The sequence below is a fragment of the Paraburkholderia aromaticivorans genome, assembly GCF_012689525.1.
Taxonomy (GTDB): Bacteria; Pseudomonadota; Gammaproteobacteria; order Burkholderiales; family Burkholderiaceae; genus Paraburkholderia; species Paraburkholderia aromaticivorans_A.
In genome coordinates, this window is record NZ_CP051516.1 from 1,426,373 (window position 1) to 1,450,559 (window position 24,187).

Annotated in this window: 22 protein-coding genes; 16 read left to right on the plus strand and 6 right to left on the minus strand. The window is 61.0% G+C overall.

The annotated features are described in order from the left end of the window. Positions 1-3,213 carry a multidrug efflux RND transporter permease subunit gene (locus tag HF916_RS34315; protein ID WP_168793256.1) on the plus strand — a complete coding sequence of 1,071 codons (3,213 nt, stop codon included), beginning with the start codon at positions 1-3 and terminating at the stop codon, positions 3,211-3,213. 400 nt (positions 3,214-3,613) lie between these two features. Here the strand turns inward: HF916_RS34315 and HF916_RS34320 are convergent, their stop codons facing one another. Beyond that, a complete protein-coding gene (locus HF916_RS34320; protein ID WP_168793257.1) occupies positions 3,614-3,892 on the minus strand; it encodes a hypothetical protein in 279 nt (92 codons plus the stop codon). A gap of 55 nt (positions 3,893-3,947) precedes the next feature. On the opposite strand from HF916_RS34320, the gene HF916_RS34325 reads away from it, so the two are divergent. Together HF916_RS34325 and rfbC are read left to right on the plus strand one after the other, a co-directional pair. Beyond that, entirely contained in the window at positions 3,948-4,943 is a 996-nt protein-coding gene (locus HF916_RS34325; RefSeq protein ID WP_168793258.1) for a GlxA family transcriptional regulator, read from the plus strand. Between the two features lie 108 nt (positions 4,944-5,051). Then, the gene (gene rfbC / locus HF916_RS34330; RefSeq protein ID WP_168793259.1) at positions 5,052-5,603 is read left to right on the plus strand and encodes a dTDP-4-dehydrorhamnose 3,5-epimerase; all 552 of its coding nucleotides are present in this window, start codon (positions 5,052-5,054) and stop codon (positions 5,601-5,603) included. Between the two features lie 52 nt (positions 5,604-5,655). On the opposite strand, the gene HF916_RS34335 is transcribed toward rfbC, so the two are convergent. Then, positions 5,656-6,546, minus strand: coding sequence for an EamA family transporter (locus HF916_RS34335; RefSeq protein ID WP_168793260.1), 891 nt, complete (start codon positions 6,544-6,546; stop codon positions 5,656-5,658). Between the two features lie 107 nt (positions 6,547-6,653). On the opposite strand from HF916_RS34335, the gene HF916_RS34340 reads away from it, so the two are divergent. Then, the gene (locus HF916_RS34340; protein WP_168793261.1) at positions 6,654-7,559 is read left to right on the plus strand and encodes a LysR substrate-binding domain-containing protein; all 906 of its coding nucleotides are present in this window, start codon (positions 6,654-6,656) and stop codon (positions 7,557-7,559) included. A gap of 104 nt (positions 7,560-7,663) precedes the next feature. Next, positions 7,664-8,293: a GNAT family N-acetyltransferase gene (locus HF916_RS34345; RefSeq protein ID WP_168793262.1), complete on the plus strand. Its 630-nt coding sequence runs from the start codon at positions 7,664-7,666 to the stop codon at positions 8,291-8,293. A gap of 211 nt (positions 8,294-8,504) precedes the next feature. On the opposite strand, the gene HF916_RS34350 is transcribed toward HF916_RS34345, so the two are convergent. Continuing rightward, complete coding sequence (locus tag HF916_RS34350; RefSeq protein WP_007182451.1) at positions 8,505-8,666, minus strand: DUF1328 domain-containing protein; 162 nt, start codon at positions 8,664-8,666, stop codon at positions 8,505-8,507. A 203-nt stretch (positions 8,667-8,869) separates the two neighbouring features. Here HF916_RS34350 and HF916_RS34355 point away from each other — a divergent pair, with 203 nt between their 5' ends. The 11 genes from HF916_RS34355 to HF916_RS34405 all read left to right on the plus strand — a co-directional run bounded on the left by HF916_RS34355 (position 8,870) and on the right by HF916_RS34405 (position 19,883). Beyond that, on the plus strand, positions 8,870-9,847 hold the full coding sequence (locus tag HF916_RS34355; protein ID WP_168793263.1) for a LysR substrate-binding domain-containing protein: 978 nt from the start codon (positions 8,870-8,872) through the stop codon (positions 9,845-9,847). A gap of 109 nt (positions 9,848-9,956) precedes the next feature. Further along, complete coding sequence (locus tag HF916_RS34360; protein WP_168793264.1) at positions 9,957-11,447, plus strand: 2-hydroxymuconic semialdehyde dehydrogenase; 1,491 nt, start codon at positions 9,957-9,959, stop codon at positions 11,445-11,447. Then, entirely contained in the window at positions 11,444-12,265 is an 822-nt protein-coding gene (locus HF916_RS34365) for a 2-keto-4-pentenoate hydratase (protein WP_168793265.1), read from the plus strand. The genes HF916_RS34360 and HF916_RS34365 overlap by 4 nt, the downstream gene beginning before the upstream one ends. Before the next feature lie 11 nt (positions 12,266-12,276). Further along, on the plus strand, positions 12,277-13,221 hold the full coding sequence (locus HF916_RS34370; RefSeq protein WP_168793266.1) for an acetaldehyde dehydrogenase (acetylating): 945 nt from the start codon (positions 12,277-12,279) through the stop codon (positions 13,219-13,221). Positions 13,222-13,234: 13 nt separating this feature from the next. Beyond that, positions 13,235-14,278 carry a 4-hydroxy-2-oxovalerate aldolase gene (dmpG, locus tag HF916_RS34375; protein ID WP_168793267.1) on the plus strand — a complete coding sequence of 348 codons (1,044 nt, stop codon included), beginning with the start codon at positions 13,235-13,237 and terminating at the stop codon, positions 14,276-14,278. Next, on the plus strand, positions 14,275-15,048 hold the full coding sequence (locus HF916_RS34380) for a 2-keto-4-pentenoate hydratase (RefSeq protein ID WP_168793268.1): 774 nt from the start codon (positions 14,275-14,277) through the stop codon (positions 15,046-15,048). Before dmpG ends, HF916_RS34380 begins: the two co-directional genes overlap by 4 nt. Continuing rightward, positions 15,045-15,476: a RidA family protein gene (locus HF916_RS34385; protein ID WP_012432499.1), complete on the plus strand. Its 432-nt coding sequence runs from the start codon at positions 15,045-15,047 to the stop codon at positions 15,474-15,476. Before HF916_RS34380 ends, HF916_RS34385 begins: the two co-directional genes overlap by 4 nt. Before the next feature lie 29 nt (positions 15,477-15,505). Further along, positions 15,506-16,030, plus strand: coding sequence for a 3-hydroxyanthranilate 3,4-dioxygenase (locus HF916_RS34390; protein ID WP_168793269.1), 525 nt, complete (start codon positions 15,506-15,508; stop codon positions 16,028-16,030). Between the two features lie 15 nt (positions 16,031-16,045). After that, entirely contained in the window at positions 16,046-17,068 is a 1,023-nt protein-coding gene (locus HF916_RS34395; protein ID WP_168793270.1) for an amidohydrolase family protein, read from the plus strand. Between the two features lie 67 nt (positions 17,069-17,135). Continuing rightward, positions 17,136-18,365: a kynureninase gene (gene kynU, locus HF916_RS34400; protein ID WP_168793271.1), complete on the plus strand. Its 1,230-nt coding sequence runs from the start codon at positions 17,136-17,138 to the stop codon at positions 18,363-18,365. A 117-nt stretch (positions 18,366-18,482) separates the two neighbouring features. Next, a complete protein-coding gene (locus tag HF916_RS34405; protein ID WP_168793272.1) occupies positions 18,483-19,883 on the plus strand; it encodes an amino acid permease in 1,401 nt (466 codons plus the stop codon). A gap of 624 nt (positions 19,884-20,507) precedes the next feature. On the opposite strand, the gene HF916_RS34410 is transcribed toward HF916_RS34405, so the two are convergent. The 3 genes from HF916_RS34410 to HF916_RS34420 are packed head-to-tail and all read right to left on the minus strand — an operon-like array spanning position 20,508 to position 24,177. Further along, complete coding sequence (locus HF916_RS34410) at positions 20,508-23,012, minus strand: hypothetical protein (RefSeq protein WP_168793273.1); 2,505 nt, start codon at positions 23,010-23,012, stop codon at positions 20,508-20,510. A 6-nt stretch (positions 23,013-23,018) separates the two neighbouring features. Beyond that, positions 23,019-23,603: a hypothetical protein gene (locus tag HF916_RS34415; protein ID WP_168793274.1), complete on the minus strand. Its 585-nt coding sequence runs from the start codon at positions 23,601-23,603 to the stop codon at positions 23,019-23,021. Between the two features lie 7 nt (positions 23,604-23,610). Then, complete coding sequence (locus HF916_RS34420; protein ID WP_168793275.1) at positions 23,611-24,177, minus strand: hypothetical protein; 567 nt, start codon at positions 24,175-24,177, stop codon at positions 23,611-23,613. Positions 24,178-24,187 lie beyond the last annotated feature (10 nt).

A 24,187-nucleotide genomic window follows, 5' to 3' on the forward strand; every position in this document is an offset into this window, starting at 1 on the left:
GTGCCATTTTTCTTCATCGACCGCCCGGTCTTCGCATGGATCGTCGCGCTCGCCATTGTCGTGGCGGGCGCGCTGGCTATTCCTCAACTGCCGGTGGCGCAGTATCCGCGCCTTGCGCCGCCGCGCATCGTGATATCCGCCGTGTATCCGGGGGCGTCGACTGAAGTCGTGGACGAGAGCGTCGGCAGCATCATCGAGGAGAGTCTCGATGGCGCTGACAATATGCTGTACTACCAAACGACCAGCGACAACCTGGGCGAGCTCGAAATCGACGCGACCTTCGCGCCCGGCACCAATCCGGATCTCGCGCTGGTCGACATCCAGAACCGGCTCAAGCAGGTCGAGCCGCGTTTGCCGCAGCAGGTGGTCCAGCAGGGCATCAGCGTGTTCAAGGCGGCCAACACGTTCCTGATGCTCGTCGCGCTCGCGTCCACCGACGGCACGCGCGACTCCGTGCAATTGAGCGACTATCTGAGCCGCTACGTGTTGCGCGAACTGAAGCGCGCGCCGGGTGTGGGCTCGGCCCAACTCTGGGACGCCGACGAAGCGCTGCGCATCTGGCTCGATCCGATGAAGCTGCGCGAATACGGCCTCGGCGCCGCCGAGGTGAACGCCGCCATCGCCGCACAGAACGCGACCGTCACGGCGGGCACGCTCGGCGACGCGCCGTTCGTGCCGGGCCAGCAATTGACGGCCTCGGTGAGCGTGAAAGGCCAGTTGATCTCGCCGGCCGAATTCAGTCAGATCGTGCTGAAGGCGCGGCCGGACGGCTCGGCTGTGCGCCTGCGCGACGTCGCGCGAGTCGAACTCGGGCGTGACAACTACTCGTACTATTCGCGCCTGAACGGCAAGGCTGCGGCAACGGTCGGGATTCAGCTCGGGCCGCGTGGCAACGCGCTCGAAACGTCGAACGCGATTCGCGCGCGGCTTGCCGAGTTGGCAAAAGGATTGCCTTCGGGCGTCTCCATCGAAATCCCGTTCGACAACGCGCATTTTGTGCAGATCGCCATTCACGAGGTACTCGTCACGCTCGCGGAAGCGGTAGTGCTGGTGTTCTTCGTGATGTGGCTGTTCCTGCGCGATCTGCGCTATACGCTGGTACCAACCGTGGTGATTCCGGTCACGCTGATGGGCGCGTTTCTCGCCATGTATGCGTGCGGTCTGTCGATCAACGTGTTCACGATGTTCGGGCTCGTGCTCGCCATCGGTATTCTCGTCGACGACGCGATCGTGGTGGTGGAGAGCGTGCATCGCGTGATGGAGGAAGAGGGCTTGCCGCCACGCGAGGCCACGCGCAAGGCCATGTCGCAGATCGGCGGCGCGATCGTCGGCGTGACGGCGGTGTTGACGGCGGTGTTCGTGCCGATGGCGTTCTTTCCCGGCGGCGTCGGCGGGATCTACCGGCAATTCGCGGTGGCGATGATCGCGTCGATGCTGGTGTCGTCGTTCATGGCCTTGTCGTTGACGCCCGCGTTGTGCGCGAATCTGCTGAAGGCGCACACGCAATCGGTGCGTCAACGCGATGCGCGCCGCGGCATTCCCGGTCTCGCGGCGCGTGCGGCGAGCCGCTTCACGTCCGGCTTCGATCGCGCCGCAAGTGGTTATCGCGGCTTGACGGCGCGCACGTTGCGCCGCATCGGCCCGATGCTGGCCGTCTACGCGGTGCTGGTCGGCGTGTGCGGCGTGCTCTACTGGCAGCTGCCCGGCGGTTTCCTGCCGAGCGAGGACGAAGGCCAGTTGCAGGTGATGGTGCAATTGCCCGCGGGCGCCACCCAGGCGCGCACGCTGGCCGTGGTGCAACGCGCGGAAAAGATTCTCCATGCCGAGCCCGCCATCGCGAACGTCACGAGTGTGATCGGCTGGAGCTTTTCGGGCAGTGGTCAGAACGTGGCGATGGGGTTCGTCGAACTCAAGGACTGGGGCAAGCGCGATATCGATGCACTGGCCTTGCGCGACCGGCTCAACGCAAAGTTCGACCAGATTCTGGACGGTAACGTCGAGGCGCAATTGCCGCCTTCGGTGCCGGGACTCGGACATTCGGACGGGTTCGTGTTCCGCCTCGAAGATCGCGGCGGAGTGGGGCTCGACGCGCTGAAGGCCGCGCGCGAGCAACTGTTCGCGCAAGCCAAGGCGAGTCCGGTGCTGGCCTCGGTGCACTCGGAAGATCTGCCTGACGCGCCGCGCGTCGAGCTTATCGTCGATCGCGCAAAGGCGTACGCGCTCGGCGTGTCGTTCGATCGCATCGCGGACGTGCTGGGCAGCACCTTCGGCTCGACCTATATCGACGATTTCCCGGCCGGCGGCCGCATGCGCCGCGTGATGATCGCCGCCGACGCCGCCACACGCATGACCGAAGACGATCTGCTCGCGCTCTCCGTGCCCAACTCGACGGGCGGCATGGTGCCGCTCTCGGCCATCGCGACGCGTCAGTGGACGATCGGTCCGGTGATGCTGACGCGCTACAACGGCTATCCGTCGCTCGACGTGAGCGGCCACGCGGCGCCCGGCTACAGCTCCGGCGCGGCCATGGCGGAGCTGGAGCGGCTTGCCGCTTCGCTGCCGGTCGGCGTGAGCTATGACTGGGTCGATGCGGCACGCGAGGAAACCGCGGCCGCCAAACTCACGCCGTTGTTGATCGGCCTCTCATTGCTGGCGGTGTTCATGGCGCTGGCCGCGCTCTACGAAAGCTGGACCATTCCGCTTGCCGTGCTGATGGTCGTGCCGCTCGGCGTGATCGGCGCGGTCGCGGCGGTGCTGTTGCGCGGCATGCCCAACGACGTGTACTTCAAGGTCGGCATGATCACGGTGATCGGCCTCGCGGCGAAAAACGCGATTCTGATCGTGCAGTTCGCCCGCGATCTGTACCAGCGCGGCATGCCGTTGACGCGTGCCGTGACCGAGGCCGCGGGCGCGCGCTTCCGGCCGATCGTGATGACCTCGGCGGCGTTTCTGCTGGGCGTCGTGCCGCTCGTGGTGTCGAGCGGCGCGGGTGCCGAGAGTCGCCGCTCGATCGGCACGGGCGTCTTCGGCGGCGTGCTGGCTGCCACGCTGTTCGGGCTGGTGTTCGCGCCGGTCGCGTTCCATGCGGTCGCATCGCTCACGCACGGACGGCGGCGGCTGGCGGAACTGCATCGCAAGCGCGCGGAGCGGCGGGCGCGCCGTGCCGCGACCGCGATCGAACGCGAATCGTTCGACGAGTCGCCGACGGCCTGAGCGCGCTTCACTTACGCCACGTCCATACACTGCGCCGCGTTTATCCGGCCGGCTGATTCGCCGCTTGCTTTGTTTAAGAAACGCGCTTGCCGCACTTCTGGCAACCGGCGTTCAATCCTCTGATGTTTACGATAATTGTGCGCTGCAACCATCGATTGTTCATACGTATAAAACCGCCAATGTTTCAATATAGAAACATTTTTAGACGTTCGAGAAATGCGTTTATAAAACTGTAATGGCGACCGATTCGTTAAATGCAGGTCGATTGCAGCGGGCAGTCAATAAATTCCCAATTTGCGAATAAATCGGCTATTGAATGGTCATTATCTGAGAGGTTTGCAGTTCAGGTTTGAAACACTTTTGGATGCTGCTTCGCCATACGCAAGTCACAAATTGGATATCATCCGACGCGTTCGGACGCCACCTGTCGATGCCTGAAAAACCAGACTGGTAGCCATTTAGCGGCAAGGCGCCGAAATCGTGCCAGTATGCCTTGCCGTGGCGCGCCCGCAACCCCCGTTCTCATATCAAACGCACGATAACGGTTTTCTTCATACATTCTGTTTCTCGATAGTAATTTGTTTTTCAAATTTACTATAGCGAGCCATTCCGCTAACATCACGCTTAATCCGTTAAGTGCCTTGCCGCGATTTCTGCTGGCAATAATCATTCCGCTCATACCGGCTGCTAACGGCGATCGGGGTCCACAATGTACGACAGTTTAGGGAAATATCATGCCGCACATGCACCTTGATACTGCGAGGATCACCTGGCTACATACGCCCACACTGAACGTGCGTAGTGCAACGCGGCGAATCGGCGTGTTGCTGTTCGACGGCTTCTGGCTGCTCGGCCCAGGCACGGTGGTGGAGATGTTCCAGACCGCGAACGAACTCTCGGGTTCGCACGCCGGTGAAGAGCAGCCTTACGAAGTGCAATTCCTTTCCATGGACGGCGGCAGCGTCGCCAGTTCTTCTTCTGCGCGCATCTGGACTGACCGTATCGACGCGCGCTTTGCCAGCGGTTTCGACGTGCTGTTCATCGCGGGCGGCTATGGCGCGCATGTGGCCGCGCGCGACGAGCGGGTGCTTGGCTGGCTGCGTTCGGTGCAATCGCGCACGCGTGCGATCGAAACGATCGGTGAAGGGCGGCTCGTGCTGGAAGCGGCCGGCCCGACGGATAGCGACGGACCGCAGGTGAACCGCTATCTCTCCAGCGTCACGGGTGAGTCCGCGCTCAACGCGTCCAACGATCGTAACGACTGTGCCCGCAGCGCGCTCATGTTCATCAAACGCGATCTCGGTGCCGAGCTTGCACGCAGCGTCGCCGACCGTGTGATGCCCGGCATGGCTGCCACCTGGGTGCCGCTCCCGGCAGAGGGCGGCACGCTCAGCGTGGCCGAGAAGATCCGCGCGGCGGCGCGCTGGATGGAGGCGAATTGCGACCGTCCGGTTTCGGTGGCCGACGCCGCGCAGGTCGCGGCGATGAGCGAGCGCAATTTCCTGCGGCGTTTCAAGCATGAAATGCAGGTCACGCCGTCGGACTATTTGCTGCAAGTTCGCCTGCGCATTGCCTGCAACTTCCTGACCGAGACCGAACTACCGGTCGACAAGATCGCGCGGCGCAGCGGTACCGGCAACGGCGATCGTCTCGCGAAGATTTTCCGCAAGCGCATGGCGCTCTCTCCAACCGAATATCGCGCACGCAGCCGAGTGGCGAGCGAGGCATAATATTCATGCAGGCGCCCGTGTCGGCGGCGGCGCGCCTTACGACAGTTGGACGCGTCCGTCGTGGCGGCCGCGTTTTCGCCGGTCAGGCTTCTTACGAGCACAGTGGCAATGGGCAACAAGGTGATCGCGACGGCATTGCCGGAGGTTAAGCTCATCGAGCCCGAGGTGTTTTGCGACGAATTCGGCTTCTGCTTCGAGAGCTTCAGCGCGGACGAGTTTATCGACGATGTCTCGCAAGCTTTCCAGTTTGTGCAGGACCGGCATTCGCGTGCGGTGCGTGGCGTGTTGCGCGGGTTGCACTATCAGGTGCAACGCCCTCAGGGCCGGCTCATGCGGGTCGTGGTGGGCGAAGTGTTCGCCGTCGCCGTCGACGTGCGGCTCAATTCGCCGAATTTCGGCAAGTGGTGCGGGGCGCATCTGAGCGCGGCCAATTACCGGCAGATCTGGGCGCCGCCGGGCTTCGCGCACGGTTTCGTGGTGCTGTCCAACTTCGCCGAGTGTTTGTGGAAAACCACCGAATACTGGTTTCCCGAACTGGAGCGCTGCATTCTGTGGCGCGATCCCGACATCGGCATCGAGTGGCCGATCGGTTTCGAACCGACGCTTGGCGCGAAGGATGCCGCGGGCCGGCGTATTTACGAAGCGGAAAATATCGCCTGAGCTACGCGCACGGTCTGGCCGCGCCGAGGCGCGCGCGTCATGCCGCGGATATTCAGCGCGTCACCATCACGGCGCCGACGCTCGCGGTCACCACCAGCAGCGTGCCCATGATTTGCAAAATCCCCATCGGCTGATGCAGTACGACGAAGCCGGCCAACGCGCCGATCGCCGGTTCGACGCTCATCAGGATTCCGAACGAGGCGGCCGGCATGTGCCGCAATGCCACCATTTCCAGCGCATACGGCAGCAGCGGGACCAGTATCGCGAGGCCCGCTGTCGCTGCGATCTGGCCTACCTCGACATGAAGACCGCTTTGCGCCAATCCGAATGGCGTGGCCACGAGTGCCGCCGCGATCAGCGACACGGACAGTCCCTCGAGTCCCGCGAACAGGGTGCCGGTCTTCTTCATCAACACGATATAGCTGCCCCAGCCGAGCGCCGCGCCGCAGGCGAGCAGCACGCCGAGCGGTTCGCCGATCCAGCCGGCGCGATCGCGCGAGAGCAGGATCACGCCGGCAATCGCGAGCGCGGGCCAGAGCAACGCGCGTGCGCGACGGACCGCGAAGGTCGCCACGGCGAGCGGCCCAAGAAAGTCGATCGCCACGGCGAGTCCTAACGGAATGCGCTGAAGCGCGGCGAAAAAGCACAGCGTCATGCCCGCCATCGCCGCGCCGAGCACGCCGGCGGCAGTCCAATGAGCGCGCGAGTAACTCAGAAAGCGCGGACGTACCAGCAAGGCGAGCACCAATGCCGCCCAGCACAGGCGCAGCCAGGTGGTGCTGAGTGAACCGTACGTGGCCATCGTCGGCGCGGAAAGCGCGGCGCCGAACTGCACGCACGACATCGACAGCACGCACAGCAACGCTGCCCCGGCCGCGCTGCGGGCGGGTTTCACGCTGGTTTGCGCGGGATTCAACGCGGGTTGGAGGGTGGTGTCCTGCATGGTCGTCTGGTGTGTTGGCGTTCGATCGGAATTCGTCATCGCTATCTTATCGGTGCTGGCGGTATTAAGATAAGTTGATATTTCTTATGCCGACTTCAAGAACCTTTATGACCCGAGATCTTGACAGCAACCTGCTGCGCGCCTTTGTCACCGTGGCGGAGACGGGCGCGGTGGGCGTGGCGGCGACGCGCCTCGCGCGAACCCAAGCCGCGGTAAGCATGCAATTGCGCCGGCTCGAAGACGAACTCGGGCAGCGTTTGCTCGACCGCTCGCCGCGCGGCGTGCAACTTACGGAAGCGGGACATTTGTTGCTGCCGTATGCCCATACGATACTCGGCGCGGGCGCCGATGCGCGTCGCGCGTTGAGCGCAGGGCAGGTGTCCGGCACCGTGCGGCTCGGCATGCTGGAGGACATTGCGGTCGGTCGTTTGCCGCGAGCGTTGCGGCGTTTTTCGATCGCTTATCCGCAAGTGGCGCTGGAGATCGTCGTCGACAGCAGCGCAGCGTTGTCGAGCCGGCTCGCGGATGGCAGCCTCGACGTGGTGGTCGGCGATCCCGCGCTGGTCGACGCAACGCCGCATCTCACGTGGAAGCAGCCGCTCTTCTGGGTCGGCGCGCGCGGCTTCAGCCGCGACGCGCAGGCGGCCTTACCGGTGGTGGCATTCGGCGACGCGTGTCTGTGGCAGCAGCAGGTGTTGACGGCGTTGCGCCGCGCGGGGATCGCGTGGCGCATCGTGTGCACGAGCACCAGTCTGCCGGCCGTGCAATCCGCGGTTGAAGCGGGGCTCGGTGTGTCCGTGCTGCTCGACGGCAACATCCGTTCGGAGTCGATGCGCGTGCTCGGCCAAAACGATGGTTTGCCCGACGCGCCCACCGCGGACTTCGGGCTTTTCATGCGCGAGGTTTCCGGCGCGCAGGCGGCCGCCGTGCAAACCTTGCAAACGTTCCTCTGCGAGGAATTGCATCTCGGTCTACGCGAAGGCGAGCCGCAGCTTGCGCCGGCTTTGGCCTAGCGCGCCGGCAGCGGCTCCCATGTGAGTTTTTACGACATTTTTTCTTGAGACGCGTCCACGCGAAATCTACACTTCGGGCATCTTGATACCGCGAGGTGCTCAACGTGAAACAACGTGCAACGAAGCAACAATCCGTTCGTATCGACTATGTGTGTCACGGCGTGGGCCGTGTCGAATTGCGCCGCTTCGATCCGGCGCGCGATTCGTTCGTCGCATTGACGGCGTTGTTGCATCGGGCCTTCACGCCGCTCGGCGCAATGGGCCTCAACTGTACGTGCGTGGATCAGACCGTCGAGACGACACGCCTGCGCGCAACGCGCGGCGATTGCTATGTGGCGGTGTGCGACGGGCGCATCGTCGGCACGATGACACTCTATGCAACAGATCGTGAATCGGCTTGCGAGCTATACCGGCGCGACGATATCGCCAGCTTGCGCCAGTTCGCGGTCGAGCCGGTGTGGCAGGCGCGCGGTATCGGTACGTTGCTGATTGCCTTCGCCGACCATTGGGCCGCGACGCGGGGCTATGCGGAGCTTGCGCTCGATACGCCGCAACCCGCTGCGCATCTGATCGAGTTTTATCGTGGACAGGGGTTTCGTATTGTCGATTTCGTACGCTTCGACGGCAAGGGTTATGACAGCGCGATCTTGAGCAAGCCGCCGGTGGCGACGCGTACGCTCGCTAACTGGTCGCATCGGTTGAGTGTGCGTGCGCCGATTGCGCGCGCGGCGTGAAGACAAGGAAGCGGCAACGAAGCGGCAACGAAGATTGGAGGAGTGCTGCGGTGCAATGCGTGGTAGAGGACGCTTGGATGCAGGTTTAGCCTGAAGTGAAAACCCCGGCGCGGGGCAGCAACAATTGCAATACGGTACGGCAAGTATTGCAACGGATTGCTGATTCTCGCGCCGGGGCAGGTGTGTTTCGCCTAAACAGTCGACGCGTTCATCAGCGTCGCATCACGCCCATCAGCAAGGTGACGAGGAAGATCACCACGAAGATGAAGAACAGTACCTTGGCGATTTCCGTCGCGCCTGCGGCAATGCCGCCGAAGCCGAATACCGCGGCGATGATCGCGATGATGAAGAAGATTGCAGCGTATCGAAGCATGGGGCCTCCCACCGATGGATTGCTGGATTAAATGGAAAACGGCGACTCGTTGTGGGCACTGCGTGCTTTGACGGGTTATTTGCCGGCGAGCGGAATAGAGCAATAGGTGTGCCCAGACCTGGGCACACCAAGGGGAGCCCCTGATCGGCCCGCTGCTTTTCTGCTGTTACCATCGCGGATCGTCGATTTCCGCACACCCCGCCATGCAAGCCAACCCGCTCAGCGAGATTTCCCTGATCCGCAAGCTGAAGCTCAATCAGCTCATGATCTTCGAACGCGTACTGGAAACGCGCTCGGTGGTGCGCGCAGCCAACGAAATGCGCCTCACGCAGCCGGCCGTCACCAAGGTCATCCACGAACTCGAATCCTGTTTCGACGGCGCATTGTTCGCGCGCTCGAATCGCGGCGTCGTGCCCACGGAACTGGGGCTGCTGCTCGGGCGGCGCGTCAAATCGCTGATGGCCGAGTTGCGCTATATGACCGACGAACTCAACGATTTCAGGCTCGGCACCAGTGGACATGTGATCGTCGGCACGCTCATCTCGGCATCGGCGCGGCTGTTGCCGGCCGCCATTGCCATGCTGAAGGCGCGCACACCGAATGTCCTGGTGACAGTGCGCGAAGGCACCACGGCGCATCTGTTCCCGGCGCTCGCCACCGGCGACCTCGATATCGTCGTGGGACGGCTGCCTGAACGCGAGTTGCCGATTGCCAGTGCTTTTCCGCTGACGCACGAGGCGCTCTTCGACGAGTCGCTGTGCGTGGTGGTCGGCAAAGGCTATGGTCCCGCGCCGGCGGGCGTGACGCATCTCACGGAGCTGGTCGGCTCGCCGTGGATTCTGCCGACCCCCGACTCGCCCGCGCGGCTCTCGGCGGAACATCTGTTCCGCGCGGCGGGATTGCCGCTGCCTACGGATATCGTGGAGTCACTCTCGCTGCTGACGAATATCGGCTTGCTGCTCGATACGCCGAGGATCGCGCTGATGCCGCGCGTCGCCGCGCAGCAGTTCGCCGAGGCGGGCTTGCTGCGGATTCTGGATTTGCCCGAGAGCGGCGCGTTCGGCACGGTCGGTTTTTCGGTGCGCTCGCACAAGGAGCAGAGCGCGGCGTGCCAGGCGTTTGTCGAATGTCTGCGCGAGGCGGTCAAGGTGGCCACGCCTGAACTCGACGTGCCCGCGTGAGGAACTCTGGTATTCCGCTTTAGCATATCCAGCGCTCAATCTTTGATTACCGCCGCGTGAGGCGCCAACCGTAGACTCCTGCCAATACTTCAATCGAGCAGGAGACGTTGTGACCTTCACCCCGGCCGCCGCGCAGCGCGCTCAACCGTTACTTCGCCATTACGTCGACGGCGAATTCATCGCGACCGCGACCACGTTCCCCAATCTCAGCCCGGTCGACGGCACCGTACTTGCCCAGGTCTGCGAGGCCGACGCCGCCACCGTCGACGCCGCCGTGCGCGCCGCCGCCGCCGCCCAGCGCGCTGGCTGGCGCAGTACCACGCCGGCGCAACGCGCCGACTGGCTGCACAAGATCGCCGACGGTATTCAGGCGCGCTTCGACGACTTCGTCGCCGCCGAAGTCGCCGACACCGGCCGTCCCCTCGAACAGGCCCGCAAACTCGATATCGCGCGCGGCATTGCCAACTTCCGCACGTTTGGCGATCTGATCCGCACCGCGAATAGCGAGTTTTTCGAAACGCATGCGGCCGATGGTAGCGAGCTGATCAACTACGTGACGCGCAAGCCGCTCGGCGTGATCGGCATCATCTCGCCGTGGAATCTGCCGTTGCTGCTGTTCACGTGGAAGGTCGCGCCGGCGCTCGCCATGGGCAATTGCGTCGTCGCCAAGCCTTCGGAAGAGACACCCAGTTCGGCCACGCTGCTGGCCGAAGTCATGCACGACATCGGCTTGCCGCCCGGTGTGTTCAATCTCATCCACGGTCACGGTCCGAATGCGGCTGGCGAGTTTCTCACGCGTCATCCGGACATCAGTGCGATTACGTTTACCGGCGAATCGCGCACTGGCAGCACGATCATGAAGACCGTTGCCGATGGCGTGAAGGAAATCTCGTTCGAACTCGGCGGTAAGAATGCGGCGGTCGTATTCGCCGATGCGGACTTCGACGCGGCGGTGGCGGGCGTGCTGAAGTCGAGCTTCACGAATGCCGGGCAGGTGTGTCTATGCAGCGAACGCGTGTACGTGGAGCGGCCGATCTTCGAGCGCTTCGTCGCCGCGTTGAAAGAGCAGACCGAAACATTGCGTGTCGGCGCACCGCACGATCCCGAGACGACGATGGGGCCGCTGATTTCGCGCGGACATCGCGAGAAGGTGCTGTCGTATTTCCGTCTCGCGGTCGAAGAGGGCGCCACCGTCGTGACGGGCGGCCACGTTCCGCAATTTAATGACGAACGCGATCACGGTGCATTCGTGATGCCGACCATCTGGACCGGCCTCGCCGACGACGCACGCTGCGTCAGGGAAGAAATCTTCGGACCTGTCTGCCACATTGCGCCGTTCGACACGGAAGACGAAGTGATCGGCCGCGTGAACGACAGCGCCTACGGTCTCGCCGCGAGCATCTGGACCACGCAGCTCGCACGCGGACATCGCGTGGCACGTCAGATCGAAACCGGCATCGTGTGGGTCAATGCATGGTTCGTGCGCGATCTGCGTACGCCGTTCGGCGGCGCGAAACTCTCGGGCATCGGCCGCGAAGGTGGACGTCACTCGCTCGACTTCTATTCGGAACTGACCAACATTTGCGTGAGGATCGCATGAGCGGATTCGACCTGGACGCCGTGCAACAAATCGCCGACGCACTGTGGCACGCGCAATGGAACGGCGTGCCGGTCGCGCCGGTTCGCGCCGCGATCGCGGAACTCGGCGGCAATGCGCTCGACGCGGCCTACGCAGTGCAGCGCGTGAATACCGAGCGCCAGTTGGCGGCTGGCCGCCGTCTGGTGGGCCGCAAGATCGGCCTCACGTCGAAAGCCGTGCAGACGCAACTCGGCGTCGATCAACCGGACTTCGGCATGCTGTTCGACGACATGTCGATCGTCGATGGCGAGGAGATTGCGCTGTCGCGCACGCAACAGCCCAAGGTGGAAGCGGAAATCGCGCTGGTGCTCGCGCGTGATTTGCCGCACGAACGTCACACGATCGCCGATCTGATCGGCGCGACGGCCTACGCGTTGCCCGCAATCGAAATTGTCGGCAGCCGCATCGCCAACTGGGATATCCGCCTGACCGACACGGTGGCCGATAACGCATCCAGTGGCCTCTTCGTGCTCGGCAACCGGCCCGTCAAGCTCGACGCGTTCGACATCGTCAACTGCGGCATGGTGATGGAGCGTCGCGGCGATCACGTGAGCGTGGGCGTCGGTGCGGCGTGCCTCGGCAATCCGCTCTACGCGGCGCTCTGGCTCGCCAATACGATGACGCGTGTCGGTGCGCCGCTCAAGGCAGGCGACATCGTGCTCACGGGCGCGCTCGGACCCATGGCGGCCGTGCAGGCCGGCGACGTCTTTACCGCCCATATCGAAGGACTCGGCTCCGTGAGCGCGAGTTTCGCTCATCACTCTGAATCGACGTCGTGAACGGGAGCGCCATGTACGACAAACAGGACAAGCAGGCCGTGGCCATCATCGGCTCCGGCAACATCGGCACCGATCTGATGATCAAGGTGTTGCGCAACGCAAAGCACCTTGAAATGGGCGCGATGGTCGGCATCGACCCGGCTTCGGACGGCCTCGCGCGCGCCGAACGGCTCGGTGTGGCGACTACCGCAAACGGCATCGAAGGGCTCGTCGCCATGCCGAATTTCGGCGCGATCCGTATCGCGTTCGATGCAACTTCGGCGGGCGCGCATCATCGGCATGCGGCCGTAATGCGCGAACACGGCGTGACCGTCATCGATCTGACACCGGCTGCGATCGGGCCGTTCGTGGTGCCGGTCGTGAATCTGTTCGCGCATCTCGACGCGCCGAACCTGAACATGGTGACGTGCGGCGGCCAGGCGACCATCCCGATCGTGCACGCGGTCTCACGCGTCGCGCCGGTGCGGTACGCGGAAATCGTCGCTTCGATTGCGAGCCGCTCGGCAGGGCCGGGCACGCGCGCCAATATCGACGAGTTCACCGAAACGACCTCGAAGGCGATCGAAACCGTAGGCGGCGCGGCGCGCGGCAAGGCCATCATCGTGTTGAACCCGGCCGAGCCGCCGTTGATGATGCGCGACACCGTCTACTGTCTGACCGAAGAACACGCCAATACCGATGAGATCGAACGCTCGATTCATGCAATGGTCGCCGCGGTGGCGAGCTACGTGCCCGGCTATCGGTTGAAGCAGGCGGTGCAGTTCGACCGCTATACCGCGGCGAATCCGCTCGCCTTGCATGCGAACGAGCGCCGCGCGGGCTTGAAGGTGAGCGTGTTCCTCGAAGTGGAGGGCGCCGCGCACTATCTGCCTTCGTATGCGGGGAATCTGGACATCATGACATCGGCCGCACTGGCCGCCGCCGAGCAGATCGCGGCGAGTCGCGTGGCAGCGTGAGAGGAACAACGCAATGACCGATAGCACCAAAAAAATCTACGTGTCCGACGTGACGCTGCGCGACGGCATGCACGCGATCCGCCATCAGTACTCGCTGGACCACGCGGTCGCGATTGCGCAGGCGCTCGACGAAGCCGGTGTCGACAGTATCGAAGTCGCGCATGGCGACGGCCTCGCGGGCTCCAGCTTCAATTACGGATTCGGCGCGCACACCGACCTCGAATGGATCGAAGCCGTTGCGGCGACGGTGAAGCGTGCGCAAGTGGCGACGCTGTTGCTGCCCGGCATCGGCACGGTCCACGATCTGCGCGCGGCCTACGACGCCGGCGCGCGCGTCGTGCGGATCGCCACGCACTGCACGGAAGCGGATATCTCGAAGCAGCACATCGAGTACGCGCGTTCGCTCGGCATGGACACGGTCGGCTTTCTGATGATGTCGCATATGACATCGCCCGATGCATTGGCGAAGCAGGCCAAGCAGATGGAAAGCTACGGCGCGCAATGCGTGTATGTGGTCGATTCGGGCGGCGCGCTGAACATGCGCGAGGTCGCCGAGCGGTTCGACGCGTTCAAAGCCGTGCTCGATCCGGCAACGCAGACCGGCATGCATGCGCACCACAATCTCTCGCTGGGCGTGGCGAATTCCATCGTCGCGCTCGAACACGGTTGCGACCGTGTCGATGCGTCGCTCACCGGCATGGGTGCGGGCGCAGGCAACGCGCCACTCGAAGTGTTCGTCGCCGCGGTGGATCGCATGAAGCTCAAGCACGGCTGCGATGTGAAGCAACTGATCGACGCCGCGGAAGATATCGTGCGCCCATTGCAGGAGCGCCCGGTGCGCGTGGATCGCGAAACGCTCGCGCTCGGTTACGCCGGCGTGTATTCGAGCTTTCTGCGCCACACTGAAGCGGCCGCGGCGAAATACGGTCTGTCGGCGTTCGACATCATGGTCGAGTTGGGCAAGCGCCGCATGGTCGGCGGCCAGGAAGACATGATCGTCGACGTTGCGCTGGATATGCTCAAAGCACGCGAGCTGGCACAGCGGGAGGCTGCATGATCGACCTTGACGGCATCGCCGCACGCCTCGATGACGCAGCCCGCCACGCTGAGCCGATTGCGCAGATCACCGCGGCCGCGCCGTTTTCGCTCGACGACGCGTACGTGATCCAGCGTGCGTCGATCGAGCGGCGCATTCATCGCGGCGAGAGCATGGTCGGCGTGAAGCTCGGTTTTACGAGCCGCGCGAAAATGATACAGATGGGTGTCGATAGTCTGATCTGGGGCTGGCTGACCGATGCGATGCTCGATGAAGACGCCGGCCGCGTCGCGCTCGATCGCTTCATTCATCCGCGCGTGGAACCCGAAGTCTGCTTTCTGACGAGCCGCGATATCGATCGTCCGTTGACGCTGCTCGAGGCCTCGCGTTATCTGGAAGCGGTCGCCCCGGCGATGGAGATCATCGATTCGCGCTACCGCGATTTCAGGTTCACGCTCGAGGACGTGGTGGCCGATAACTGTTCGTCGGCGGGCCTCGTCATCGGACCGTGGGCGCGGAAGTTCGACGGCCTGCGTAATGCGGGCGTGACGATGCGCATCGATGGCCGGCTCGTGCAGGCCGGCTCGACCGCGGCGATTCTCGGCGACCCGCTGCGTTCGATCGTGCAGGCTTCGCGCCTGCTTACGCAAAGCGGCCTGGTGTTGCCGGCCGGTTCGCTGATCATGGCGGGCGCCGCAACCGCCGCTCATCCGTTGCCTGCCAATGCGCATGTGCATTGCGTCGTCAATGGGCTCGGCAGCACTGAATTCTCTACCTATCGACTTTCATGACCAACGACTCGACCATTCAGGGGCGCATCGTGCCCGGCAAAGCCAAACCGCGCGGCCGTTTTCCTCATGTGACGCGAGCGGGCGATTTCCTGTTCGTCTCCGGCACGAGTTCGCGCCGTCCCGACAATTCGATTGCGGGCGCGTCCGCCGACGAACTCGGCACCGTGCAACTCGATATCCGCGAGCAAACGCGCGTGGTGATCGAGAACATTCGCGATATTCTGCAGAGTGAAGGCGCGGACCTGTCCAACCTCGTCGAGATCTCGTCGTTCCTCGTCAACATGAACGACTTCGGCGGCTACAACGCGGTATACGGCGAGTACTTCGATGAAACCGGTCCGACGCGCACCACGGTCGCCGTGCATCAGTTGCCTCATCCGCATCTGTTGATCGAGATGAAGGCGATTGCGTACGCGCCGCAAAAATAGACACGCGCAAAAACGACCAAGAGACAGCCATGCTCACATACGGCAAACCGTTCAATTTCCAGCGCTGGATCGACGATCACGCACACTTGCTGAAGCCGCCGGTCGGCAATCAACAGGTGTGGCAGGACAGCGATTTCATCGTCACGGTGGTGGGTGGCCCGAATCATCGCACCGACTATCACGACGATCCACTCGAGGAATTCTTCTATCAGTTGCGCGGCAATGCGTATCTGCATCTTTGGATCGACGGCAAGCGTGAACGCGTCGATCTGAAGGAAGGCGACGTGTTTCTGCTGCCGCCGCATGTGCGCCATTCGCCGCAGCGGCCCGAGGCCAGCAGCGTTTGCCTGGTGATCGAACGGCAACGCCCGGCGGGCCTCGTGGATGGCTTCGAATGGTATTGCGACGCTTGCGGGCATCTCGTGTATCGCGTCGAGGTGCAATTGAAGAGCATCGTCAGCGATTTGCCACCGCTCTTCAACGCGTTTTATGCGTCGGAAGAAAAACGCCGCTGCGCGCATTGCGGCCATGTCCACCCCGGCAAGGCCGTCTAAACCAACAGAATCACAATGACACTTCGAATCGACATGCACTCCCACTTCTTTCCGCCGATCGCGCGGGAAGAGGCCGCACGTCTCGACGCGCAACACGCGCCGTGGCTGCAGATCGACGCGGACGGCGAACGCGGCATGATCATGACCGGCGAGAAGCGCTTTCGCCCGGTATATCGCGCGCTGTGGGACCCGGCGGCGCGGATTGCCGAAATGGACGCGCTCGGCGTCGACATTCAATTGATGTGCGCGACGCCCGTGATGTTCGGCTATGGCTATGAAGCGGTCGCCGCGCACGATTGGGCCGCGCGCATGAACGACCACGCGCTCGAACTCTGCGCACACGCACCGCAGCGCTTGATGGCGCTCGCCCAGGTGCCGTTGCAGGACGTCGAGCTGGCTTGTCGTGAAGCGACGCGCGCGCATCGCGCCGGCCATCGCGGCGTGCAGATCGGCAATCACCTCGGCCCGCGCGATCTCGACGACGAACATCTCGTGACCTTCCTCACGCACTGCGCGAACGAAGGCATTCCGGTGCTCGTGCATCCGTGGGACATGATGACCGACGGCCGCATGAAGAAATGGATGCTGCCGTGGCTCGTCGCGATGCCGGCGGAAACGCAACTGAGTATGGTGTCGCTGATTCTGTCGGGCGCGTTCGAGCGGATTCCGAAATCGCTCAAGCTGTGCTTCGCGCATGGTGGCGGCAGCTTCGCGTTTCTGCTTGGCCGTGTGCAGAACGCGTGGGAGCAGCGCGACATCGTGCGTGAAGATTGTCCCAATCCACCGGTGTCGTACCTCGAGCGCTTTCATGTGGATAGCGCCGTGTTCGACGAAGGCGCGTTGCGCCTGCTCGTCGAAACGATGGGCGAGGACCACGTGCTGCTCGGTTCCGACTATCCGTTCCCGCTCGGCGAACAGAAGATCGGCGACCTCGTCGCGCATCATCCACAACTGAGCGATACGGCCAAGGCCAAGATTCTCGGCGCTAACGCGCAGCGATTCTTCAGCCTGCCGGTGAACGTCGTGCACGCGGTTTGAAAAACGAACTCAGGCAAGGCCTCACGGCGTTTGTCATTGCAAGAAGAAATAACAGGAAATTAGCCACATGATTACCCGGGAACACTGCGCCGCGCTCGACGCTGCCGACACCTTGGCCCATTGCCGCGCTCGCTTCGATCTGCCCGCCGACACGATTTATCTCGACGGCAACTCGCTGGGCGCGATGCCCGCCAATGTGCCCGCGCGCATCGAACAGGCGTTGAAGCAGGAATGGGCGCACGGTCTGATCCGCTCATGGAACGACGCCGACTGGTATCCGGCGCCGCAGCGCACCGGCAACAAGATTGCCACGCTGATCGGCGCGGGACAGGACGAAGTGATCGTCGCCGATTCGACCTCGGTGAATCTGTTCAAGGTGCTGGTGGCGGCCACGCGCATGCGCCCCGGCCGCAATGTGATTCTGGCCGAACGCACCAACTTTCCGACTGACGTGTATGTCGCGTCGAGCGTCGCGGAGATGACCGGTTGCGAACTGCGCTGCGTCGATCCCGACGAGATCGCGGCGGCCATCGACGACACCGTGGCAATCGTGTCGCTCACGCACGTCAATTACAAAACCGGCAAACGCTACGACATGGAAGCGGTCACGCGTCAGGCGCATGAGGCCGGTGCGTTGATCGTGTGGGACCTGTGTCATTCGGCGGGCGCCATGCCGGTGAATCTGAATCGTTGCGAGGCCGACTTTGCGGTCGGATGTGGCTACAAGTATCTGAACGGTGGCCCTGGCGCGCCGGCTTTCGTGTTCGTTGCATCGCGTCATATCGAGGCCGTGCGTCAACCGCTGACCGGGTGGCACGGGCATTCGAAGCCGTTCGAATTTACCCATGACTATGCGCCGCATCCTGGCATTGAGCGGATGTTGACGGGCACCGCGCCGCAACTCGGCGTGATCGCACTGGAGAGTGCGCTCGAGGCTTTCGACGGTGTCGATCTCGACGTGCTGCGCGACAAGAGCGTGGCGCTTGGCAACCTGTTTATCGAATTGACCGATCAGGAACTGACGGCCCTGGGTTGCACGCTGGCTTCGCCGCGCGACGCCGAAAAGCGGGGCAGTCAGGTCTCCCTCGGTCACGCGGAAGGCTACGCGATCATGCAGGCGCTGATCGCGCGCAATGTCATCGGCGACTTCCGTGCTCCCGACATTTTGCGCTTCGGTTTCGCGCCGCTCTATGTGCGCTACGTGGATATCTGGGACACGATCGCGCAACTCAAGGACATCATCGCGACCGATGCATGGAATACCGAAGAGTTCAAGGCGCGCAAGTCGGTCACGTGAGCCGTTTTCAGAATCGATGGTGAAGCATACGCCGCGCTTCGAATAGCGAAGCCGCACGACAGCGCGGCACCGGCGCTTGTGTCCACACACGCAAGCGCATCCAGGAGGAGACAAGAGATGACGCAAGAGCAGCGAGGCTTCGACGCGATTGTCGAACGTGAGAAGGGGTTGCACCGCGGATTATCGACCGGGCAGTTGTCGATGATCGCGATTGGCGGCGCGATCGGCACCGGGCTATTTCTCGGCAGTGGTTTTGCGATCGGGTTTGCCGGACCGAGCGTGCTGGTCAGTTATGCGATCGGCGCGCTGATCGCCTTGCTACTGATGGGATGCCTCGCGGAGATGACCGTCGCGCATCCGACTTCGGGTTCGTTCGGCGCGTATGCCGAGCACTATATCGCGCCGTGGGCGGGCTTTCTGGTGCGCTACGCGTATTGGTCGTCGATCGTGTTCGCGGTCGGCACCGAGGTGACGGCGATTGCCGTGTATATGAAGTACTGGTTTCCCGCCGTGCCCGGTTGGTACTGGATCGTCGGATTTTCGGCGGCGCTGATCGGGATCAATTCGGTCAGCGTGAAAGTGTTCGGTGCGGTGGAGTATGTGTTTTCGATGCTGAAGATCGTCGCGATCGTCGGCTTCATTCTGCTCGGCGCTTATGTGGTGTTCGGCGCGCCGGCGGATTCGACGATCGGCTTTGCCAATTACACGTCGCACGGCGGTTTCTTTCCGAAAGGCGTGTGGGGTATGTGGGTGGCGGTGATCGTGTCGATTTTCAGTTATCTGAGCATCGAGATGATTGCTGTCGCGGCGGGCGAGGCGCGCGATCCGCAGAAGGCGATCACGCGGGCTTTTCGCGCGACGATGTTCCGGCTGGTGTTCTTCTATCTGCTGACGTTGGCGCTCATGCTGGCGATCGTGCCGTGGAATGCGGCCGGTACGGACGAGAGTCCTTTCGTGCGGGTGATGGCCGCTACTCACGTGCCGGGTGCGGCTGGCGTCATCAACTTTGTGATCCTGGTGGCGGCGTTGTCGGCGATGAACAGCCAACTCTATATCACGACGCGGATGATGTTCAGTCTGTCCCGTGCCGGGTATGCGCCGCGAAGGTTGGGCGCGTTGAACGGTAATGGAGTGCCTGTGGCCGCGCTCTGGTTATCGACGATCGGGATCGCGCTGGCTACCGTGTTAAACGTGGTTTATCCCGACGCTTCGTTTGTGTTGATGATGTCGATTTCCATGTTCGGGGCGATGTTGACCTGGCTGATGATCTTTGTGACGCACTTCTTTTTTCGTCATCGACATAAGGGCACGCCGTTAGCATTTCGGATGTGGGGATATCCGGGGACTTCCGCGTTGGGAGCCGGGTTGATGGTGAGCGCGTTGGTTACCACGTGGTTTACCAGGGAGTTCCGAATGACGCTCGTGATTGGCGTGCCGTTTATTGTTTGCTTGCTGGTCGTTTATTTCGTTTGGTATCGCAAGCGAGCGGTTGAGGGTGCGGCGGCTGAGCTTGTATGAACGCTTGAATCCTGCGACGTGACGACGGTGTGGATGCCGTCGTACGTCTTCTACGGTGCCGCGGCCATAAAATTCCGTCAGCGTTTCGGCCACGGGGCGGAAGAAGGCTGAACTACTACTACGAGTCGGCGCACGAGTTTGCGCACCGCCTGTCCACCGGATCGTTTAATCGGTCTAACCCCGAACGCCGACGACGACAAAGGTCCTCCGTGATGCATGCATATCGAAGCGGCGTTTGGCGATTTGCTCGATCCGCGCAGCCGCACGCCGGCTCACGATCTGACGGAGATGCTGGTGGTGGCGCGCTGTGCACGCGAGAATCGGATTCGACCTATGGCCGAATTCCGCCTCATCACAGTCAATGGATTTGCGTACAGAAGCGGAATGTCAAGCTCTCGCCAAGAGGTTTCGCTTCGGACGTATCTCAGTTTATAGCCCGCCTCATTGGCGGACTTTTTTTTGCGAAGTCGGAGTGTCGTCAAGATGACGGCGTGCGGCCTTCAAGGGCAGATGCGCGAAATGTTCATGGTGGCAAGCATCCATCGATGCTTGCGACATGCTGCGTCCGCAAACTTCCGGAAATTTGCGGACGCAGCAACTGCTAGCCGTCACTCTGGCCGGCTATCAGATGTAGAAGCCATAATCGGAGCTGTATCCGGTGCCGCCCAGGTTGGTCGTGAAACCCCAGTCGGCCCCGCACTCGTAGCCGTCGTCCAGCGTGAAGTTGTACGCGCCGCCGCTCGTTGAAATCTGCGTGCCGTTCGAAGCGTAATCCGCCCAGCCGCTTTCATATCCAGTCGGCCCATACGCAACGGCGTTATAGCCACCACCCACCGTATAGGTGAAGTTCGTGAATCCGGTAAGTTGCCCCTGGCTGTTGTATGCGTCGTATTGCGTCTCCTGGCCCGATGCGTTGTAAATGATCAGGTCCTGACTGTTGTCGCTATGGAAGATATTAGCGACCATGCTTCCATCGCTACCATAGTGATCGTACTCAGTTTCCCGACCGGTCGGCCCGTTGAAGAAGTAGTCGTCGGTCTTGTGCCCGCGGGCGTCGAACCGGGCGAACTCGGTTTCCTGATTGGCGCCGTTGTAGACAGTCGCCGTTTGCGTATTGTCCGCATTGATAATGTGGACGGTCGTCTGGTTACCGGAGTACTCGTTCAGTTGCGTCTCTCGGCCGTTGGGATCGAAGAAGGCGTCAGTCTTCACCTTGCCGTTTGTGCCATACGTCGCGTATTCGGAGACGTGACCAGATGGATCGAAAACTGCAGCGGTCTGCGTACCGTCAGGGTTAAAGATATGGGCAACGCCGCTACCGTTGGCGTTATAGTCAGTCTCCTGTAGCTCTCGACCGGTCGATCCGTCAAAGACCAGGTCCTGCGTGATCTTACCGTTGGCGCCGAATGTTGCCTGTTCCGTTTCGTGACCCGCTGCGTTGAAGGCGTAAGCGGTTTGCGTGCCGTTGGTGTTGAAGATGTGATCAACCTGGCTTCCGTCAGCGTTGAAGTCGTTCTCCTGGGTCAGACGGCCGGACGTTGCGTCATAGAACAAATCCTGCGTCTTCGCTCCGTTTATGCCGAAGGTTGCCTGCTCGGTTTCATGACTCGCAGCATTGAAGGTAGACGCCGTTTGCGTCCCGTTAGCATTGAAGATGTGGTCAACCTGACTTCCATCAGCGTTGAAGTCGTTCTCCCGCGTTTCACGTCCGGTCGTGGCGTCGAAAAATACGTCCTGGGTGATCTTGCCGTTGGTGCCAAAGGTTGACTGTTCGGTTTCGTGACCCGCTGCGTTGAAGGCGTAAGCGGTTTGCGTCCCGTTGGTGTTGAAGATGTGATCGACCTGACTACCGTCAGCGTTGAAGTCGTTCTCCCGTGTCAGGCGGCCGGACGACGCGTCGTAGAACTGATCCTGCGCCATCTTGCCGTTGGTGCCGAAGGTCGCATACTCGGTTTCATGACCGGCAGCATTGAAGACCGCAGTGTTCTGCGTGCCGTTGGTGTTGAAGATGTGGTCAACCTGACTTCCATCAGCGTTGAAGTCGTTCTCCCGCGTCAGACGGCCGGACGTCGCGTCATAGAGCAAATCCTGCGTCTTCGCTCCGGTGCTGGCGAACGTCGCATACTCAGTCTCGCGCCCGGCCGCATTGAGAACCGTCGCATTCTGCGTGCCGTTGGCATTGAACACATAATCAACTTGGCTGCCATCGCTATGGAACTGGTTCTGCGCGGTTGCATGCCCTTGGCCGTCATAGATATTGGCGACGTAACTGCCGTCGGTGTTGTGTGAATAGAGAGTTTGGGTAAGGACGTTGCCGAACTGATCGGCGGTTACGGCGGAGCTGAGTGCCGTGCCGCTGAATTGTTGAGTCACAGTGTCGCCGGACGAAAACGTCTCTTTCATCGAGGTATAGTTGCCGTTGCCGTTTGGATCGACAATCGAAAACCCCGTAGCAGCGCCAGGCGCTGGAGAATGTGCTCCGCGTGAACTACCGTAGTAATCGAAGTAGTTCTGTTGTGTGTTGCTGGTGGAGGGCGTCGAATAGACTCCCATTGCCTGTTCGATCATAAACTGTTGGTCGATTGACGCGCTGCAACCCGCCTTGACATCCGCCGAATGCTGCGTATCCAGCAACGATTGCAGAGCCGTAGTGCTTCCGTCTGCCCGAGCCTGTCCCGCCAGGTAGACTAGGCCACCACCGTTTTGCTTGATTTCCTGCTGCACAATATAGTTGTTATCGACGGCTTCTCCCTCCCGATGAAGGCCGATCATTGCGTCCATGGAGTAAGCGTTCGGATCACCCAGCGCCGTTTGATGCTGAATCGCGAAAGCCCGGTCGTTAGCAGAATTCACGTAATGGCCAATTTCGTGAGCCAAATTTCCGACCGTGATCGAGTCCGTCCAGTTTTGATAATTGCCGGCGAAAACAACCTGATTGCTCGCGGAATCGTAAAAAGTCCCGTTTCCGGTGCCGATCTGCATTGGACTGGTGGTGTGGTCGGCGACTGCATTCCCGTACTGCTGCAATTGGTTAACCAAGGTGGGACTTTTGTTTATCAGCGCAAGTGCGCCGGCTGAAAGCTTGACACTGCCCCAGAATGATTCATTGCCAGTAATGGTTGTAGACATGAGTTTTTATTTGTTCCGATTTTGAAATAAGGAAACCTTAGATGCGCATTTGGCATCACGCGCGTCAAACTGAAAAATTAATGAGATTGAGTTCAAGTATTCGAACTCGTACTCAACGTCGGTAGTTGGAGCGTGCGGGGTTCTGTGAACAGCCCCCGAACCAAATGCGGCGAAAATTTGAGGCCGAGAAAGGCATATTTTTGTCTGGTCTAGTTCCTCCGTGTAGATCACTCGTTTAAACTTTTTATTTGCAGGTGAAAAAACGGAAAAATAGGGATTTTTATTCTCGCTTTTGGATAGGACTTCACCTGTCAATATGCGGACGTCAAAAGACTGCGTGATGCCCAAAATTTCGCTCGTCGTTAAGCTGCGACTTTCCTCCGACGTGATTTTTACAGGATCGACCAGAAACGCTTCACCTATATATCTCTTGTCGGCAAGATCGCCATGCTTGACAAGTTTCATTGTCGCCTCTAGAAAACGCTCCGAAGTTCGCGAGTTTTCAGATGCATGTTCAATCCCTGCGCAACCGAACGAGAACCCAGCGACAGTTAAATAAAATGGAATCAATGCCAATTGGTGTATTTTCATATTTACATTATTCCTCTTGAATATTTTCAATGATACTTATCTGCTTAATGCAACTATTCTGTGGTGAGTAAGAAAATATTATCGAAAATTTTTCTCCTCCATTGTTAATGATGAATTTTTCTGAGTCTTTGATAGAAACTGTATCTTTAGTATAGAATTTTCCGAAAATTGAATGGACCTCCGGCTTTCCCATAGCAAAGTCGCTGCATGCAAGATGCAGAATTAACATTGCACCGCCATCTTCTTTTTCAGGACTTGGATCTATATGTTCTGAGTATTCGATTTCTTTAAAAAAAATAAAAGGGTATCGATTAGAGGGTCCGTCAGCTTGGTAATTTATTACGCTAACATCGGTATTTGCTCCATACCAATTCTTCATAGGGACCGCAGCCGTCGGTGAAAAATTAATGCCAAGTTGATTTGCCGAGAATTGATAATCGGCGAGATTAGAATGCTCCCCAATCTCAAGAATCGCATGAAGAAAACCATGCGGTCCCGTCGAAAAATTAAGGGGTTGCGAACATCCGAATGTGCAAACAAATAGAAGGCAGGAGGCTATTAATTTGAGAATCATTTTTTCGATT

What these genes read in the sequence shown, in the direction of transcription:
- HF916_RS34320 (WP_168793257.1), bottom strand. Translation starts at nt 3,892, where the DNA reads ATGAGCGGAATGATTATTGCCAGCAGAAATCGCGGCAAGGCACTTAAC.
- HF916_RS34325 (WP_168793258.1), top strand. Translation starts at nt 3,948, where the DNA reads ATGCCGCACATGCACCTTGATACTGCGAGGATCACCTGGCTACATACG.
- rfbC (WP_168793259.1), top strand. Translation starts at nt 5,052, where the DNA reads ATGGGCAACAAGGTGATCGCGACGGCATTGCCGGAGGTTAAGCTCATC.
- HF916_RS34335 (WP_168793260.1), bottom strand. Translation starts at nt 6,546, where the DNA reads ATGCAGGACACCACCCTCCAACCCGCGTTGAATCCCGCGCAAACCAGC.
- HF916_RS34340 (WP_168793261.1), top strand. Translation starts at nt 6,654, where the DNA reads ATGACCCGAGATCTTGACAGCAACCTGCTGCGCGCCTTTGTCACCGTG.
- HF916_RS34350 (WP_007182451.1), bottom strand. Translation starts at nt 8,666, where the DNA reads ATGCTTCGATACGCTGCAATCTTCTTCATCATCGCGATCATCGCCGCG.
- HF916_RS34355 (WP_168793263.1), top strand. Translation starts at nt 8,870, where the DNA reads ATGCAAGCCAACCCGCTCAGCGAGATTTCCCTGATCCGCAAGCTGAAG.
- HF916_RS34365 (WP_168793265.1), top strand. Translation starts at nt 11,444, where the DNA reads ATGAGCGGATTCGACCTGGACGCCGTGCAACAAATCGCCGACGCACTG.
- HF916_RS34370 (WP_168793266.1), top strand. Translation starts at nt 12,277, where the DNA reads ATGTACGACAAACAGGACAAGCAGGCCGTGGCCATCATCGGCTCCGGC.
- dmpG (WP_168793267.1), top strand. Translation starts at nt 13,235, where the DNA reads ATGACCGATAGCACCAAAAAAATCTACGTGTCCGACGTGACGCTGCGC.
- HF916_RS34380 (WP_168793268.1), top strand. Translation starts at nt 14,275, where the DNA reads ATGATCGACCTTGACGGCATCGCCGCACGCCTCGATGACGCAGCCCGC.
- HF916_RS34385 (WP_012432499.1), top strand. Translation starts at nt 15,045, where the DNA reads ATGACCAACGACTCGACCATTCAGGGGCGCATCGTGCCCGGCAAAGCC.
- HF916_RS34390 (WP_168793269.1), top strand. Translation starts at nt 15,506, where the DNA reads ATGCTCACATACGGCAAACCGTTCAATTTCCAGCGCTGGATCGACGAT.
- HF916_RS34395 (WP_168793270.1), top strand. Translation starts at nt 16,046, where the DNA reads ATGACACTTCGAATCGACATGCACTCCCACTTCTTTCCGCCGATCGCG.
- kynU (WP_168793271.1), top strand. Translation starts at nt 17,136, where the DNA reads ATGATTACCCGGGAACACTGCGCCGCGCTCGACGCTGCCGACACCTTG.
- HF916_RS34405 (WP_168793272.1), top strand. Translation starts at nt 18,483, where the DNA reads ATGACGCAAGAGCAGCGAGGCTTCGACGCGATTGTCGAACGTGAGAAG.
- HF916_RS34410 (WP_168793273.1), bottom strand. Translation starts at nt 23,012, where the DNA reads ATGTCTACAACCATTACTGGCAATGAATCATTCTGGGGCAGTGTCAAG.
- HF916_RS34415 (WP_168793274.1), bottom strand. Translation starts at nt 23,603, where the DNA reads ATGAAAATACACCAATTGGCATTGATTCCATTTTATTTAACTGTCGCT.
- HF916_RS34420 (WP_168793275.1), bottom strand. Translation starts at nt 24,177, where the DNA reads ATGATTCTCAAATTAATAGCCTCCTGCCTTCTATTTGTTTGCACATTC.